The organism is Streptococcus sp. Marseille-Q5855 (assembly GCF_946901985.1).
Taxonomy (GTDB): domain Bacteria; phylum Bacillota; class Bacilli; order Lactobacillales; family Streptococcaceae; genus Streptococcus.
The window spans coordinates 342,624-358,669 of the sequence record NZ_CAMPPR010000001.1 but is presented as its reverse complement, the minus strand read 5'-3'; the positions used below and the strand labels follow the sequence as shown (position 1 = coordinate 358,669).

Annotated in this window: 19 protein-coding genes; 17 read left to right on the top strand and 2 right to left on the bottom strand. The window is 43.2% G+C overall.

The features are described 5' to 3' along the window. From OC529_RS01855 to pflA, 11 genes are all read left to right on the top strand, one after another. Nucleotides 1–642 (top strand): ABC transporter ATP-binding protein, encoded by a 642-nt coding sequence (locus tag OC529_RS01855; RefSeq protein WP_000565529.1) that lies wholly within the window; start codon nucleotides 1–3, stop codon nucleotides 640–642. After that, nucleotides 635–928: a hypothetical protein gene (locus tag OC529_RS01850; RefSeq protein ID WP_171039689.1), complete on the top strand. Its 294-nt coding sequence runs from the start codon at nucleotides 635–637 to the stop codon at nucleotides 926–928. Before OC529_RS01855 ends, OC529_RS01850 begins: the two co-directional genes overlap by 8 nt. Before the next feature lie 250 nt (nucleotides 929–1,178). After that, the gene (gene rsmA / locus OC529_RS01845) at nucleotides 1,179–2,051 is read left to right on the top strand and encodes a 16S rRNA (adenine(1518)-N(6)/adenine(1519)-N(6))-dimethyltransferase RsmA (RefSeq protein ID WP_172930845.1); all 873 of its coding nucleotides are present in this window, start codon (nucleotides 1,179–1,181) and stop codon (nucleotides 2,049–2,051) included. Nucleotide 2,052: 1 nt separating this feature from the next. After that, nucleotides 2,053–2,931, top strand: a complete 879-nt coding sequence (rsgA, locus tag OC529_RS01840; RefSeq protein ID WP_262081349.1) for a ribosome small subunit-dependent GTPase A — start codon at nucleotides 2,053–2,055, stop codon at nucleotides 2,929–2,931. Nucleotides 2,932–2,941: 10 nt separating this feature from the next. Beyond that, on the top strand, nucleotides 2,942–3,598 hold the full coding sequence (gene rpe / locus OC529_RS01835) for a ribulose-phosphate 3-epimerase (RefSeq protein WP_173212211.1): 657 nt from the start codon (nucleotides 2,942–2,944) through the stop codon (nucleotides 3,596–3,598). After that, entirely contained in the window at nucleotides 3,561–4,223 is a 663-nt protein-coding gene (locus tag OC529_RS01830) for a thiamine diphosphokinase (RefSeq protein WP_173212209.1), read from the top strand. The genes rpe and OC529_RS01830 overlap by 38 nt, the downstream gene beginning before the upstream one ends. A gap of 1 nt (nucleotide 4,224) precedes the next feature. Continuing rightward, entirely contained in the window at nucleotides 4,225–5,481 is a 1,257-nt protein-coding gene (gene rmuC / locus OC529_RS01825) for a DNA recombination protein RmuC (protein ID WP_173212207.1), read from the top strand. Then, the gene (locus OC529_RS01820; protein WP_262081348.1) at nucleotides 5,471–6,412 is read left to right on the top strand and encodes a 3'-5' exoribonuclease YhaM family protein; all 942 of its coding nucleotides are present in this window, start codon (nucleotides 5,471–5,473) and stop codon (nucleotides 6,410–6,412) included. Before rmuC ends, OC529_RS01820 begins: the two co-directional genes overlap by 11 nt. A 266-nt stretch (nucleotides 6,413–6,678) precedes the next feature. Further along, the gene (gene purR, locus OC529_RS01815) at nucleotides 6,679–7,506 is read left to right on the top strand and encodes a pur operon repressor (RefSeq protein WP_025169708.1); all 828 of its coding nucleotides are present in this window, start codon (nucleotides 6,679–6,681) and stop codon (nucleotides 7,504–7,506) included. Between the two features lie 66 nt (nucleotides 7,507–7,572). Further along, complete coding sequence (locus OC529_RS01810; RefSeq protein ID WP_262081347.1) at nucleotides 7,573–8,823, top strand: diaminopimelate decarboxylase; 1,251 nt, start codon at nucleotides 7,573–7,575, stop codon at nucleotides 8,821–8,823. Between the two features lie 125 nt (nucleotides 8,824–8,948). Then, on the top strand, nucleotides 8,949–9,743 hold the full coding sequence (gene pflA / locus OC529_RS01805) for a pyruvate formate-lyase-activating protein (protein WP_261075707.1): 795 nt from the start codon (nucleotides 8,949–8,951) through the stop codon (nucleotides 9,741–9,743). A gap of 271 nt (nucleotides 9,744–10,014) precedes the next feature. Here the strand turns inward: pflA and yidC are convergent, their stop codons facing one another. Together yidC and OC529_RS01795 are read right to left on the bottom strand one after the other, a co-directional pair. Next, the gene (gene yidC / locus OC529_RS01800) at nucleotides 10,015–10,941 is read right to left on the bottom strand and encodes a membrane protein insertase YidC (RefSeq protein WP_054388445.1); all 927 of its coding nucleotides are present in this window, start codon (nucleotides 10,939–10,941) and stop codon (nucleotides 10,015–10,017) included. A 77-nt stretch (nucleotides 10,942–11,018) separates the two neighbouring features. Further along, on the bottom strand, nucleotides 11,019–11,297 hold the full coding sequence (locus tag OC529_RS01795) for an acylphosphatase (RefSeq protein WP_262081346.1): 279 nt from the start codon (nucleotides 11,295–11,297) through the stop codon (nucleotides 11,019–11,021). A gap of 33 nt (nucleotides 11,298–11,330) precedes the next feature. On the opposite strand from OC529_RS01795, the gene OC529_RS01790 reads away from it, so the two are divergent. From OC529_RS01790 to OC529_RS01765, 6 genes are all read left to right on the top strand, one after another. Then, the gene (locus OC529_RS01790; protein ID WP_262081345.1) at nucleotides 11,331–12,071 is read left to right on the top strand and encodes a TrmH family RNA methyltransferase; all 741 of its coding nucleotides are present in this window, start codon (nucleotides 11,331–11,333) and stop codon (nucleotides 12,069–12,071) included. 55 nt (nucleotides 12,072–12,126) lie between these two features. Further along, nucleotides 12,127–12,810, top strand: coding sequence for a Bax inhibitor-1/YccA family protein (locus OC529_RS01785; protein WP_262081344.1), 684 nt, complete (start codon nucleotides 12,127–12,129; stop codon nucleotides 12,808–12,810). A 110-nt stretch (nucleotides 12,811–12,920) separates the two neighbouring features. After that, entirely contained in the window at nucleotides 12,921–13,913 is a 993-nt protein-coding gene (gene asnA, locus OC529_RS01780) for an aspartate--ammonia ligase (protein ID WP_000748003.1), read from the top strand. 64 nt (nucleotides 13,914–13,977) lie between these two features. Further along, nucleotides 13,978–14,517 carry a 16S rRNA (guanine(966)-N(2))-methyltransferase RsmD gene (gene rsmD / locus OC529_RS01775; protein ID WP_262081343.1) on the top strand — a complete coding sequence of 180 codons (540 nt, stop codon included), beginning with the start codon at nucleotides 13,978–13,980 and terminating at the stop codon, nucleotides 14,515–14,517. Then, complete coding sequence (coaD, locus tag OC529_RS01770; protein ID WP_262081342.1) at nucleotides 14,507–14,995, top strand: pantetheine-phosphate adenylyltransferase; 489 nt, start codon at nucleotides 14,507–14,509, stop codon at nucleotides 14,993–14,995. The genes rsmD and coaD overlap by 11 nt, the downstream gene beginning before the upstream one ends. Continuing rightward, the gene (locus OC529_RS01765; RefSeq protein WP_262081341.1) at nucleotides 14,979–16,016 is read left to right on the top strand and encodes a SepM family pheromone-processing serine protease; all 1,038 of its coding nucleotides are present in this window, start codon (nucleotides 14,979–14,981) and stop codon (nucleotides 16,014–16,016) included. Before coaD ends, OC529_RS01765 begins: the two co-directional genes overlap by 17 nt. The last annotated feature ends 30 nt before the right edge of the window (nucleotides 16,017–16,046 follow it).

Sequence of the window (16,046 nt, the reverse complement as noted above, 5' to 3'; positions counted from 1 at the left end):
ATGATTGATATTCAAGGATTGGAAAAGAAATTTAATGACCGCGCGATTTTCTCTGGTTTGAATCTCAAGCTGGAGAAGGGCAAGGTCTATGCCTTAATCGGGAAGAGTGGGAGCGGAAAGACGACGCTGCTGAATATCTTAGGAAAGCTAGAAAAGATAGATGGAGGAAGGGTTCTCTATCAGGGGAAAGATTTAAAAACCATTCCCACTCGTGAGTATTTTCGAGACCAGATGGGCTATCTCTTTCAAAATTTTGGCCTCTTAGAAAACCAATCAATCAAAGAGAATTTGGATTTGGGCTTTGTTGGTCAGAAAATCTCAAAAGTAGAACGTTTGGAAAGGCAAGTGGAGGCTTTAGAAAAAGTTAATCTAGGGTATTTGGATCTAGAACAAAAAATTTATACTTTATCTGGGGGAGAGGCCCAACGAGTTGCCCTTGCGAAGACTATTTTGAAAAATCCACCCTTGATTTTGGCAGATGAACCAACAGCAGCTCTTGATCCTGAAAATTCAGAGGAGGTTATGAATCTCTTGGTTGGCTTGAAAGATGAAAATAGAATGATCATCATTGCAACCCATAATCCCCTAGTCTGGAATAAGGCCGATGAAATCATTGATATGAGGGAGCTTGCTCATGTGTGAAAAAATCCGTATTCGCAGGGTATCTGATTATCCGAGTGCCAGAGGTGGTTTAGAAGATATTCTCATCATGGAAAACATGACCAATCATCTTCTTTTAGTTCAAATCCGAGTGAATGGCTATTTGCTTGATTTTGCTAGCATTGAAGTGCAAAGACAAAAGCATTATCGTTTGAAAAATTTACCTCAAACGGTTGAACTGACAGTGGATGATGTGGAGGAGGATGTAGATTTGACCCTACCCGAAAATCGAAGTTATCAGGAAGCTGATTTTTTTGATACTCAATGAAAATCAAAGAGCAAACTAGGAAGCTAGCCGCAGGCTGTACTTGAGTACGGCAAGGTGAAGCTGACGTGGTTTGAAGAGATTTTCGAAGAGTATGAACGGATGTTTCGAGAGAAGCGCTAATTCCCCCTTTAAAGATTTTCAAGACTATCTTTCTTCATGAGGGAAGATAGTTTTTTGGTATGATTTTCACCCCCAAAATACAAGGGGAATGTGTTACAATAGTAGTAACAGATAATAGAAAAGAGAATAGATGAGAATTGCAGATTATAGCGTGACCAAGGCAGTGCTGGAGCGTCACGGTTTTACCTTTAAAAAGTCTTTCGGGCAAAACTTCTTGACGGATACCAATATCCTACAAAAAATCGTGGATACGGCTGAGATTGATGACCAAGTTAATGTCATTGAAATTGGCCCAGGTATTGGTGCCTTGACGGAGTTTTTGGCTGAGCGTGCAGCAGAGGTCATGGCTTTTGAAATCGACCACCGTTTGGTACCGATTTTGGCAGATACCTTGCGTGATTTTGATAATGTGACCGTAGTCAACGAGGATATTCTCAAGGTAGACTTGGCGCAACATATCCAGAATTTCAAAAATCCTGACCTGCCAATCAAGGTAGTGGCTAATTTGCCTTACTACATCACAACGCCTATTCTCATTCACTTGATTGAGAGTGGCATTCCTTTTAGTGAGTTTGTCGTCATGATGCAAAAAGAAGTGGCGGATCGTATCTCAGCCCAACCGAATACCAAGGCTTATGGTAGCTTGTCGATTGCGGTTCAGTACTACATGACAGCCAAGGTTGCCTTTATCGTACCTCGTACGGTCTTTGTGCCAGCGCCAAACGTGGACTCAGCCATCTTGAAAATGGTGCGTCGTCCAGAGCCAGCTGTAGCAGTAGAAGACGAGAACTTCTTCTTTAAGGTTTCCAAGGCAAGTTTCACTCATCGTCGCAAGACCTTATGGAATAACTTGACAGGTTACTTTGGCAAGACTGAGGAAGTCAAGGACAAGCTGACCAAGGCCTTGGACCAAGCAGGTTTGTCACCAAGTGTACGTGGGGAAGCTCTCAGCTTGGAAGAATTTGCCAGCCTAGCAGACGCACTTAAAGGGCAAGGACTCTAAGATGCAGGGACAAATCATTAAAGCCTTGGCAGGCTTCTACTATGTAGAGAGTGAGGGTCAGGTTTATCAAACACGGGCGCGTGGAAATTTCCGTAAAAAAGGTCATACCCCTTACGTTGGGGACTGGGTAGATTTCTCTGCCGAGGAAAACTCTGAGGGATATATCCTTAAGATTCATGAACGCAAAAACAGTCTAGTCCGTCCGCCTATTGTTAATATTGATCAAGCTGTAGTAATCATGTCCGTCAAGGAACCTGATTTTAACAGCAATTTGCTGGATCGTTTCTTGGTTCTTTTGGAGCATAAGGGTATTCATCCCATCGTCTATATTTCTAAAATGGATTTGTTGGAAGACGGGGGAGAACTGGATTTTTACCAGCAGACCTATGGTGACATCGGCTATGACTTTGTGACCAGCAAAGAGGAACTCCTGCCTTTATTAACAGGTAAGGTTACAGTTTTTATGGGGCAGACAGGTGTTGGGAAATCAACTCTTCTCAATAAAATCGCACCAGATCTCAATCTTGAAACAGGAGAAATTTCAGACAGTCTGGGTCGCGGGCGCCACACTACTCGAGCAGTTAGTTTTTACAATCTTAATGGGGGTAAAATCGCAGATACACCAGGCTTTTCATCACTGGATTATGAAGTAACAACGGCTGAAGACCTCAATCAGGCCTTCCCAGAGATTGCTACTGTCAGTCGAGACTGCAAATTCCGCACTTGTACCCATACCCATGAGCCGTCCTGTGCTGTCAAGCCAGCAGTTGAAGAAGGTACCATTGCGTCCTTCCGTTTTGACAACTACCTGCAATTCCTCAGTGAGATTGAAAATCGCAGAGAAACCTATAAAAAAGTCAGTAAAAAAATTCCAAAATAAGGAGAAACCTATGTCTCAATACAAGATTGCTCCGTCAATTCTGGCAGCAGATTATGCCAACTTTGAACGTGAAATCAAACGCCTAGAAGCAACTGGGGCAGAATATGCCCATATTGATATTATGGACGGTCATTTTGTGCCACAAATCAGTTTTGGTGCGGGTGTGGTCGAGAGTCTTCGTCCTCACAGCAAGATGGTCTTTGACTGCCACTTGATGGTGTCAAATCCTGAGCATCATTTAGAAGACTTTGCGCGTGCGGGAGCAGATATCATCAGTATCCATGTAGAAGCAACGCCTCATATTCATGGCGCCCTCCAAAAAATTCGTTCACTCGGTGTCAAGCCATCAGTTGTCATCAATCCTGGTACGCCTGTTGGGGCGATTAAGCACGTTCTTCACCTAGTTGACCAAGTTTTAGTCATGACAGTTAACCCAGGCTTCGGTGGGCAAGCCTTTCTGCCTGAAACCATGGATAAGGTTCGTGAGTTGGTTGCACTTCGTAAGGAAAAAGGTTTGAACTTTGAGATTGAAGTCGATGGTGGGATTGATGATAAAACTATTGCTCTAGCCAAAGAAGCTGGTGCGACCGTTTTTGTAGCAGGTTCCTATGTCTTTAAGGGAGATGTCAATGAGCGAGTACAAACTCTCAGAAAACAACTGGACTAAGGTTGCCGTTTTTGCAGGCGGAGACCGTGGTCATTATCGGACGGACTTTGATGGTTTTGTTGGTGTGGATCGAGGCTCGCTCTGGGTCTTGGAGGAAAAACTACCTCTTGCTCTAGCAGTCGGAGATTTTGATTCTGTGACCGAAGAAGAGCGACAGGTGATTCAAAAACGTGCCCAGTATTTTGTTCAAGCTCGACCAGAAAAGGATGATACAGATCTGGAATTGGCTCTCTTAACCATTTTTGAGAAGAATTCTGAGGCTCAGGTTACTATTTTCGGTGCCTTGGGAGGTCGTATTGATCATATGTTGGCCAATGTCTTTCTGCCCAGCAATCCCAAATTAGCACCCTTTATGCGCCAGATAGAAATTGAGGATGGGCAAAATTTGATTGCCTATTGTCCGGAAGGGACCAGTCAGCTTGAACCCCGTTCAGACTATGACTACCTAGCCTTTATGCCAGTTCGGGATAGCCAGCTGACCATTCTCGGTGCCAAGTATGAGTTGACAGAGGAAAATTTTTTCTTTAAAAAAGTGTACGCTTCTAACGAATATATAGATAGGGAAGTGTCGGTGACTTGCCCAGATGGCTATGTGGTCGTGCTACATAGTAAGGACAGGAGGTAGGATGGAAAGTTTACTTGTTCTATTATTGATTGCCAACCTAGCTGGACTCTTTCTGATTTGGCAGAGGCAGGATAAGCAGGAAAAACATCTCAGCAAGAGCTTGGAGGATCAGGCAGATCACTTGTCAGACCAGTTGGATTACCGTTTTGAACAAGCCAGACAAGCCAGCCAGTTGGACCAAAAAGACTTGGAAGTAGCTGTCAGCGACCGTTTGCAAGAAGTGCGAATCGAATTGCACCAAGGTCTGACGCAAGTCCGTCAAGAAATGACAGAGAATCTCCTCCAAACCAGAGATAAGACAGACCAACGTCTCCAAGCCCTGCAGGAATCCAATGAGCAACGTTTGGAACAAATGCGCCAGACAGTCGAGGAAAAACTAGAAAAGACCTTACAGACACGCTTGCAGGCTTCCTTTGAGACAGTTTCCAAACAACTGGAGTCAGTCAATCGTGGCCTTGGAGAAATGCAGACAGTTGCCCGTGATGTCGGAGCCCTCAACAAGGTTCTCTCTGGAACCAAAACGCGAGGGATTCTGGGAGAATTGCAACTGGGGCAAATCATCGAAGACATCATGACACCAGTCCAGTACGAACGAGAATACGCAACGGTTGAAAACTCTAGTGAACGAGTTGAGTATGCCATCAAGTTACCCGGACAAGGCGACCAAGACTACGTCTATCTACCAATTGACTCTAAGTTTCCACTGGCAGATTATTACCGCCTAGAAGAAGCCTATGAAGAGGGTGACAAGGACGAGATCGAACGCTGTCGTAAGTCGCTCCTAGCCAGCGTCAAGCGCTTTGCCAAGGATATCAGGAACAAGTACATAGCACCACCTCGGACGACCAATTTTGGAGTTTTGTTTGTCCCGACAGAAGGTCTCTACTCAGAAATCGTCCGCAATCCTGTCTTCTTTGATGATTTGAGGCGGGAGGAGCAGATTATTGTTGCAGGTCCAAGTACCCTATCAGCCCTCCTCAATTCCCTATCAGTTGGATTCAAAACTCTCAATATCCAAAAGAGTGCCGACCATATCAGCAAGACTCTTGCCAGTGTCAAGACTGAGTTTGGCAAGTTTGGTGGCATTCTGGTTAAGGCACAAAAGCACCTCCAACATGCCTCTGGCAATATTGATGAATTATTAAACCGTCGTACCACAGCTATCGAGCGGACGCTCCGTCACATTGAGTTGTCAGAAGGTGAGCCTGCGCTTGATCTACTCCATTTCCAAGAAAATGAGGAAGAATATGAAGATTAGTCACATGAAAAAAGATGAGCTATTTGAAGGCTTTTACCTAATCAAGTCAGCTGACCTGAGACAAACTCGCGCTGGGAAAAATTACCTAGCTTTTACCTTCCAAGATGATAGTGGCGAGATTGATGGAAAGCTCTGGGATGCTCAACCTCATAACGTTGAGGCCTTTACTGCAGGTAAGGTTGTCCACATGAAAGGTCGCCGAGAAGTTTATAACAACACCCCTCAAGTCAATCAAATTACCCTTCGCCTGCCTCAACCTGGTGAACCCAATGACCCAGCTGATTTCAAGGTCAAGTCGCCAGTTGATGTCAAGGAAATCCGTGACTACATGTCGCAAATGATTTTTAAAATTGAAAATCCTGTTTGGCAACGAATTGTCCGAAAGCTCTACACCAAGTATGATAAGGAATTTTACTCCTATCCCGCTGCCAAGACTAATCACCATGCCTTTGAAACGGGTTTGGCTTACCATACGGCGACCATGGTACGCTTGGCAGATGCCATTAGCGAAATCTATCCTCAGCTCAATAAGAGTCTGCTCTATGCGGGAATTATGCTGCATGACTTGGCTAAGGTCATCGAGTTGACTGGACCAGACCAGACTGAGTATACAGTACGAGGTAATCTTCTTGGGCATATTGCTCTAATTGATAGCGAAATTACCAAAACAGTTATGGAACTCGGTATTGATGATACCAAGGAAGAAGTCGTTCTGCTTCGCCACGTCATCCTCAGTCACCACGGCTTACTTGAGTATGGAAGTCCAGTTCGTCCACGTATCATGGAGGCAGAGATTATCCATATGATTGACAATCTGGATGCCAGCATGATGATGATGTCAACAGCTCTGGCTTTGGTGAATAAGGGAGAGATGACCAATAAAATCTTCGCTATGGATAATCGTTCCTTCTATAAACCAGATTTAGATTAATAATTTAAGAAAAATGAGCATTTTTTAGGATAAGAATGTTCGTTTTTTTCTGTGAATATGGTATAATAAGTAAAAGACAAAAATGAATACTCTTCGAAAATCTCTTCAAACTAGGGTAGCATCGCCTTGTCGTATGTATATATGTAGTTATATTACAGACCTTGTCAGTTCTATCGACAATCTCAAAACAGTGTTTTGAACCACCAGCGACCAGCTTTCTAGTTTGCTTTTTGATTTTTTGAATAAAAATGGAATAGGAAATAGAAATGAAATTAAGAAGAAGTGATCGGATGGTTGTCATTTCCAACTATTTGATTAATCATCCTTATAAACTAACTAGTCTCAATACTTTTGCTGAAAAGTATGAATCTGCTAAATCATCTATCTCAGAGGATATCGTCATTATCAAACGCGCCTTTGAGGAAATTGAAATCGGTCATATCCAGACAGTAACTGGTGCTGGTGGTGGTGTCATTTTCACACCATCAATCTCAAGTCAGGATGCCAAGGAAATGGTTGAGGACTTGCGTGCCAAGTTGTCAGAAAGTGACCGTATCTTGCCAGGTGGCTATATCTACCTGTCTGATTTGCTTAGCACACCAGCTATCTTGAAAAATATTGGTCGTATTATTGCCAAGAGCTTTATGGACCAAAAAATTGATGCGGTTATGACCGTAGCGACTAAGGGTGTGCCACTTGCAAATGCAGTTGCCAATGTCCTCAATGTTCCTTTTGTTATTGTGCGCCGTGACCTGAAAATTACCGAAGGTTCAACTGTCAGCGTCAACTATGTATCCGGTTCAAGTGGTGACCGCATTGAAAAAATGTTCCTTTCAAAACGCAGTCTCAAGGCAGGTAGCCGTGTCTTGATTGTGGATGACTTCTTGAAAGGTGGAGGAACTGTCAACGGGATGATCAGTCTCTTGCGTGAGTTTGATTCAGAATTGGCAGGTGTAGCAGTCTTTGCGGACAATGCCCAAGAAGAACGTGAAAAGCAGTTTGACTACAAGTCACTCTTGAAGGTAACCAATATTGATGTCAAGAACCAAGCCATCGATGTTGAGGTTGGCAATATCTTTGACGAAGATAAATAAGAGATAGAACTAAAGGTTGGAACGATTGTCCCAGCCTTTCTTTGCAAATAGAATAGAAGGAAACTTATGAAAACACCATTTATCAATAAAGAAGACTTAGAAGCGATTGTTGCCGAGTTCCCGACTCCTTTTCACTTGTATGATGAGAAGGGAATTCGTGAGAAGGCAAGAGCCGTCAATCAAGCCTTTTCGTGGAACAAGGGCTTTAAGGAATATTTTGCAGTTAAGGCTACTCCAACACCAGCTATTTTAAAAATTCTCCAAGAGGAAGGTTGCGGTGTGGACTGCTCTAGTTATGTAGAACTTTTGATGAGCCATAAACTGAATTTCCCTGGTTCTGAGATTATGTTCTCTTCCAACAACACGCCAGACAAGGAATATGCCTATGCGCGTGAATTGGGTGCGACCATTAACTTGGATGCCTTTGAAGATATTGAACATCTGGAGCGAGCAGCAGGCATTCCAGAAATCATCTCATGTCGTTACAATCCTGGAGGCGTTTTTGAGCTAGGAACAGATATTATGGATAATCCTGGAGAAGCCAAGTTTGGCATGACCAAGGACCAGCTCTTTGAAGCTTTTGCCATCTTGAAGGAAAAAGGAGCCAAGACTTTTGGGATTCACTCCTTCCTAGCGTCCAATACCGTGACCCATCTCTATTATCCAGAGTTGGCTCGTCAGCTTTTTGCATTGGCTGTTGAAATCAAGGAAAAGTTGGGCATTTCGCTAGACTTTATTAATCTTTCTGGCGGTATTGGTGTCAACTATCGTCCAGACCAGGAGCCGAACGATATTGCCTTGATTGGTGAGGGAGTTCGTAAGGTGTATGAAGAGGTCCTTACGCCAGCAGGTCTTGGTCGGGTTAAGATTTTTACCGAATTGGGTCGTTTTATGCTGGCACCTCACGGTGCTTTGGTGACAAGAGTCACTCATAAGAAGAAAACTTACCGTACCTATCTAGGTGTGGATGCATCAGCAGTCAACCTTATGCGTCCAGCCATGTATGGAGCTTATCATCACATTACTAACGTGACCCATCCAGATGGACCAGCTGAAGTGGTAGATGTGGTTGGTTCACTCTGTGAAAACAATGATAAATTTGCAGTCAATCGCGAACTGCCTCATACAGAAATCGGTGATTTGCTGGTCATTCATGATACAGGTGCTCATGGTTTTTCAATGGGCTACCAGTACAACGCCAAACTTCGTTCTGCGGAAATCCTCTATACTGAAGAAGGTAAAGCCCGTCAAATCCGCCGTGCAGAGCGCCCTGAGGATTATTTTGCAACCTTGTATGGCTTTGATTTTGAAGAATAAAATGATAAGTAATTGAAAATGAAATTGAAAAACAGATTGCTTTCTAAAAAATAGGCAAAAATCTTGTTTTTCCTTCAAGTCGTGATATAATAAAACTATAAAACGTTTTCAAGGAAGGTAACGATATGTCTGAAGAAACAATTGATTATGGACAAGTGACAGGAATGGTGCATTCGACAGAAAGTTTTGGGGCGGTAGATGGCCCTGGTATTCGCTTTATTGTCTTTTTGCAGGGCTGTCACATGCGTTGCCAGTATTGCCATAACCCAGATACTTGGGCTATGGAGTCCAATAAATCACGTGAACGGACGGTAGATGATGTCTTGACAGAAGCCTTGCGCTACCGCGGTTTCTGGGGAGACAAGGGAGGAATCACTGTCAGTGGGGGAGAAGCCCTCTTGCAAATTGATTTCTTGATTGCTCTCTTTACCAAGGCCAAGGAAAAAGGAATCCACTGTACCTTGGATACCTGTGCCCTGCCTTTCCGTAATAAACCACGTTACCTTGAAAAGTTTGACAAACTCATGGCTGTCACTGACTTGGTTCTCTTGGATATCAAGGAAATCAACGAAGAACAGCACAAGATTGTCACTAGCCAAACCAATAAAAACATCTTGGCCTGTGCCCAGTATCTATCAGATATTGGAAAACCTGTCTGGATTCGTCACGTGCTAGTTCCCGGATTGACAGACAGAGACGATGACTTGATTGAACTTGGGAAGTTCGTCAAGACCCTCAAAAATGTTGATAAGTTTGAAATTCTACCATATCATACCATGGGTGAGTTTAAATGGCGTGAATTGGGAATTCCATACTCACTTGAAGGAGTCAAACCACCAACAGCAGACCGCGTCAAGAACGCTAAAAAACTCATGGATACCGAAAGTTACCAAGACTATATGAAACGTGTACATGGATAAAAAAGAAGCCTGATGGAAACATCGGGCTTTTGATACTCAATGAAAATCAAAGAGCAAACTAGGAAGCTAGCCGCAGGTTGCTCAAAGCACTGCTTTGAGGTTGTGGATAGAACTGACGAAGTTAGCTCAAAACACTGTTTTGAGGTTGTGAATAGAACTGACGAAGTCAGTAACCATATATACGGCAAGGCGAAGCTGACATGGTTTGAAGAGATTTTCGAAGAGTATGACTTGCAAAAAGACTTAGCAAACAAGCTAAGCCTTTTTCTTCTTATCTCGAACGTTGTTTTCCAGCGTTGCGATTTTTGTGTTTTTTCTTGCTTGTGATAGCAGTTGGTTGTTCAGGAGTAACGTCTTTTCGTCCACTTGGTGTAGAGAAAGCACTTGCTTTTGGTGGGTTCTTGGCTAGTTCTTCACGGACTTTTTTGCGAAGTTTTGGACGAACGATATAGTTGACGATAAACTGTTGGAGAATCATCATGAAACCACCGACAACCCAATAAAGTGTGACACTAGCTGGTGAGATGAGGGAGAAGCCGGCAATCATGACTGGGCTCACGTAAGCCATTTTTTTGATTTGATCTCTTTGCGTTTCATCTTCTACTCCGTGAAGTGAAAGGAGTGATTGAAGATAGTAAAGGACACCAGCGCAGGCAGCCAAAATCATACTTGGAGAGCCTAGAGGGATGCCTAGGTAGCTTGCTTGAGCAACACCTTCAGTATGTTGGGCAGTAAAGTAGATGGCAGAGAAGAAAGGCATTTGAAGGAGGAGAGGGAAACATCCTACACCACCAAACATACTGATGCCATGCTCTTTTTGAGCAGCAAAGAGAGCTTGTTGGGCTTCGAGTTTTTCTTCTTGAGTAGTTGCTTCCTTGAGACGCGTTTGGTGTGGCTCAAGGACGTGCTTGAGGGCGTTCATCTTTTCAGAGTGAAGCGTTGCCTTCCATGATTGGTAGATACCAAGTGGCAAGATAATCAAGCGCACGATAATGGTTACGATAATGATAGCGACACCAAAGCCTAGACCTTTATCATTGGCGAAGTACTTGATAGCTTCAGCCATAGGCGCTCCGAAAGTATTCCAAATGACTCCTGTTGGCTGGCCTGTGGTTTTATCGACATTGACACAGCCAGTCAAGACAAGCAACATAGCCACTCCCATAGCTGAGAGTGCAAAACGTTTAATAGATTTCACTGTTTTTATTCCTTCTTTAAAAATTATACCTTTCTATTCTACTGTTTTTTTACAAAATATACAATAGTTCTGGAGACCTAATTTGCGATTTTAAAGTCAGAGTAGGGAGGAAAGTTGCTCAGTTTGACATCTAAGTAGCTGACTTTTGAAAAAGGTGTGGGTCCTTTTCGGATTTCTTGGATAAATTTTGCCATGGCAGCAGATGAGTCTGCTTGGGCTAAGATTTCCACTGTGCCATCGTCGTTATTCCATACCCGACCTGTGATGCCACCGATTTCAAGCGCCAGGCTGTAAACACCCCAACGAAAGCCGACTCCCTGTACCCTACCTTGGGCAATCATTCTAACCTTTTGCATACCAAACCCCTTTGATTGTGTTATAATATTTCTATGACTATTATAACCTCAAAAGCCAATTCTGTGGTAAAAAATGCCAAGAAATTACACCAAAAAAAATACCGCAAGTCTGCCTATTTGATTGAAGGCTGGCACTTGTTTGAAGAAGCTGTCCAAGCTGGAGTGACGATTGAGAAAATCTTTGCCCTAGAAAATTACCGAGATCAGTTAGCTGCTTTTCCGCAAACTGTCTGGGTGTCAGAGGATATTTTGCTAGATTTGGCGGATTCTCAGACTCCACAGGGCATTGTTGCCGTGGTTCAAAAAGAAGAAGTAGGACAAGCTGATTTGAGTCAGGGCAAGTTCTTGTTTTTGGAAGCTGTGCAAGATCCTGGGAATGTGGGAACGATCATTCGGACTGCGGATGCAGCAGGTTTTACAGGCGTGATTGTTTCAGATAAGTCGGCAGATATCTACAGTCTCAAGACCTTACGTTCCATGCAAGGCAGTCATTTTCATCTGCCTATTTACCGGATGTCGAGTCAAGCGCTTCTTAAGGAAACCAAAGAGGCAGGTATCCCAGTGCTGGCAACAACCCTATCTAAAGATTCTGTTGATTACAGAGAACTGCCTCCTATAGAAAATTTTGTACTAGTCATGGGAAATGAGGGTCAAGGAATTAGTCCCCTTATGGCTGAAAGTGCAGACCAGTTGGTCCATATTAGCATGAAGGGGCAGGCCGAGAGTTTGAATGTTGCCGTTGCGGCCGGTATTTTGATTTTCCATTTAAGCTAATTTTAACTTTTTTTGTTATAATCAAGGAAAGATGTTCATAGAAAAGGAGAAAAGGATGAATCACACTATTATACATGACCGTGCAGGTCTCAATCAATTTTACGCTAAGGTTTATGCCTTTGTTGGTCTGGGAATCGGACTATCTGCTTTGGTATCGGGCCTTATGTTGACGGTCTTTCAGTCTCAGTTGGTTTACTTTTTGATGCAGGGGCGTCTCTGGTTGACCATTGCTACTTTTGCGGAGTTGGCCTTAGTTTTCGTTGCCAGTAGTATGGCTTCAAGGAATAGTCCAGCAGCTCTTCCAGTATTTTTACTTTACTCAGTATTAAACGGCTTTACCCTTAGTTTTGTGGTAGCCTTCTATACTCCGGGTACAGTTTTATCTGCCTTTGTATCGAGCGCCCTTCTCTTCTTTGTCATGGCTGCAGTTGGTATCTTCACCAAGAAAGATTTGAGCGGTCTTGGTCGAGCGATGATGGCAGCTCTCATCGGTTTGCTGATTGCTATGATAGTCAATATTTTCTTGTCTAGCGGTTTCTTTGATTATATGATTAGCGTAGCCATGGTCTTGGTTTTCTCAGGACTGATTGCTTGGGATAACCAAAAAATTCGTCTCGCTTATGAACAATCGCAAGGTCGTGTAGCGACAGGCTGGGTGGTGTCAATGGCTCTCAGTATCTATCTTGATTTTATCAATCTTTTCCTAAGTATTCTACGTATCTTCGGTCGCAATGACTAAAAGGTCTATGAAATCAGTGTTTTGAGTGACACTGATTTTTTTAAATTTTCTCTTTTCTTTTCTTGGAAATAGGTGTATAATGTTTTTAACTAATTTTTGAGGAGTAGCCTATGAAGAAAAGTTTTATTCACCAACAAGAAGAAATTTCCTTTGTCAAAAATACTTTTACCCAGTATTTGAAAGATAAGTTAGAAGTTGTCGAAGTTCAAGGTCCTATCTTGAGTAGGGTCGGTGATGGGATGCAGGACAACTTATCAGGTGTGGAGAATGCCGTATCGGTCAAGGTTCTCCAAATCCCTGATGCTACTTATGAAGTGGTGCACTCCCTTGCTAAATGGAAACGCCATACCTTGGCTCGTTTTGGTTTCGGTGAGGGTGAAGGTCTTTTCGTCCACATGAAGGCCCTTCGTCCAGACGAAGATTCGCTGGATGCGACTCACTCTGTTTATGTTGACCAGTGGGACTGGGAGAAGGTTATCCCAAATGGTAAGCGTAACATCGCTTATCTAAAAGAAACAGTTGAGAAGATTTACAAGGCTATTCGCCTGACAGAGCTAGCTGTTGAAGCCCGCTATGACATCGAGTCTATCTTGCCAAAACAAATCACCTTTATCCACACAGAAGAGTTGGTAGAACGCTACCCAGACTTGACACCGAAAGAACGTGAAAATGCGATCTGTAAAGAATTTGGAGCCGTCTTTTTGATTGGTATCGGTGGCGAGTTGCCAGATGGTAAACCGCACGATGGACGTGCACCAGACTATGATGACTGGACAAGTGAGTCTGAAAATGGCTACAAGGGTCTGAATGGTGATATTCTTGTCTGGAATGAATCTCTAGGTGGAGCCTTTGAATTGTCTTCTATGGGGATTCGTGTAGATGAAGAAACGCTTCGCCGTCAGGTTGCCATCACAGGTGATGAAGACCGCTTGGAATTGGAATGGCACAAGGCTCTGTTGAATGGCTTATTCCCATTGACAATCGGTGGAGGAATTGGACAATCTCGTATGGCCATGTTCTTACTTCGCAAGAAACACATCGGAGAGGTGCAAACAAGTGTTTGGCCTCAAGAAGTCCGCGATACTTACGAAAATATTTTGTAGAGAATCGAACCGTAAGGTTCGGTTTTCTTTCTCTTTTTGCCTATAATTTGGTATAATAAACGGTATGAAAATCGTATCAGGAATCTATGGGGGACGTCCCCTCAAGACACTAGAAGGAAAGACGACAAGACCTACTTCAGATAAGGTTAGGGGAGCTATTTTTAACATGATTGGTCCCTACTTTGAAGGGGGACGCGTCTTGGACCTTTATGCAGGTAGTGGTGGTTTATCTATCGAGGCAGTATCGCGTGGCATGTCCAGTGCTGTTTTGGTGGAACGAGACCGTAAGGCTCAGGCTATCGTGGCTGAAAATATCCAGATGACCAAGGATGTTGGAAAATTTCAACTTCTCAAGATGGATGCAGAAAGGGCATTGGAGCAGGTATCTGGGGAATTCGACCTCATTTTCTTAGACCCTCCTTATGCCAAGGAACAAATCGTAGCAGATATTGAAAAAATGGCTGAGAGAGAGCTTTTTTCTGAAGATGTCATGGTCGTGTGTGAGACGGATAAGGCCGTTGAGCTTCCAGAAGAAATTGCCTGCCTGGGCATCTGGAAGGAAAAAATTTATGGAATTAGTAAGGTGACGGTCTATGTCAGATAAGATTGGCTTATTCACAGGCTCATTTGATCCGATGACAAATGGGCATCTGGATATGATTGAACGAGCTAGCAGACTTTTTGATAAGCTCTATGTCGGTATTTTTTTTAATCCCCACAAACAAGGATTTCTCCCTCTTGAAAATCGTAAACGGGGACTAGAAAAGGCTTTGGAACATTTGGGAAATGTTGAAGTCGTGTCTTCTCATGATAAATTGGTGATCGATGTCGCAAAAAGACTGGGGGCTACTTTCCTAGTGCGGGGTTTGAGAAATGCAGCGGATTTGCAATATGAAGCTAGTTTTGATTACTACAATCATCAGCTGTCTCCTGATATAGAGACTATTTATTTACATAGCCGACCTGAACATCTCTATATCAGTTCATCAGGCGTTAGAGAGCTTTTGAAGTTTGGTCAGGATATTACCTGCTATGTTCCTGAGAGTATTTTGGAGGAAATAAGAAATGAAAAAAAAGATTAGATGGCCCTTATACGTCATTGCGGCCTTGATTGTGACTTTCTTGGCATTTGTAGTGCCCTTGCCCTACTATATAGAGGTTCCAGGTGGTTCAGAAGATATTCGCCAAGTCCTTAAAGTCAATGACACAGAAGATAAGGAAGCTGGTGCCTATCAATTCGTTACAGTTGGTGTCCAACACGCAACTTTAGCTCATATGGTTTATGCTTGGTTGACGCCTTTTACAGATATTCGGAGTGCCCAGGAGACTACAGGTGGTTCTTCCGATGTTGAATTTATGCGAATTAATCAATTCTACATGCAGACATCGCAAAATATGGCCAAGTATCAAGGACTAAAAACAGCTGGTAAGGATATCGAACTCAAGTACTTTGGGGTTTATGTCTTGAATGTGACGGATAATTCAACCTTTAAAGGGATTCTCAATATCTCTGATACGGTCACAGCAGTCAATGATCAGACCTTTGATAGTTCCAAAGACTTGATTGATTACGTCAGTTCTCAACAATTAGGAGACTCAGTTAAAGTGACCTATGAAGAGGATGGGCAAACCAAGTCTGCAGAAGGAAAGATTATCAGCTTGGAAAATGGCAAAAATGGGATTGGAATCGGCTTGATTGATCGTACAGAGGTAATCAGCAATATCCCAATTAGCTTTTCAACAGCTGGTATTGGCGGCCCAAGTGCTGGTCTCATGTTTAGTCTAGCTATCTATACTCAAATAGCTCACCCAGGTCTTCGTAATGGTCGTATTGTTGCCGGTACAGGAACCATTGACCGTGATGGGAATGTGGGGGACATTGGAGGTATTGATAAAAAGGTTGTAGCTTCGGCTAGGGCAGGTGCTGCTATTTTCTTTGCCCCTGATAACCCTGTTAGCGAAGAAGAACAAAAAGCGCATCCGAATGCGAAAAACAACTACCAAACAGCCCTAGAAGCAGCTAAAACAATCAAGACAGATATGAAAATCGTGCCAGTTAAAACCTTACAAGATGCAATTGATTACTTGAAAAACAATCCCTAGTTTTTAAGTGAAGTTTCCAAACTAGCGCAC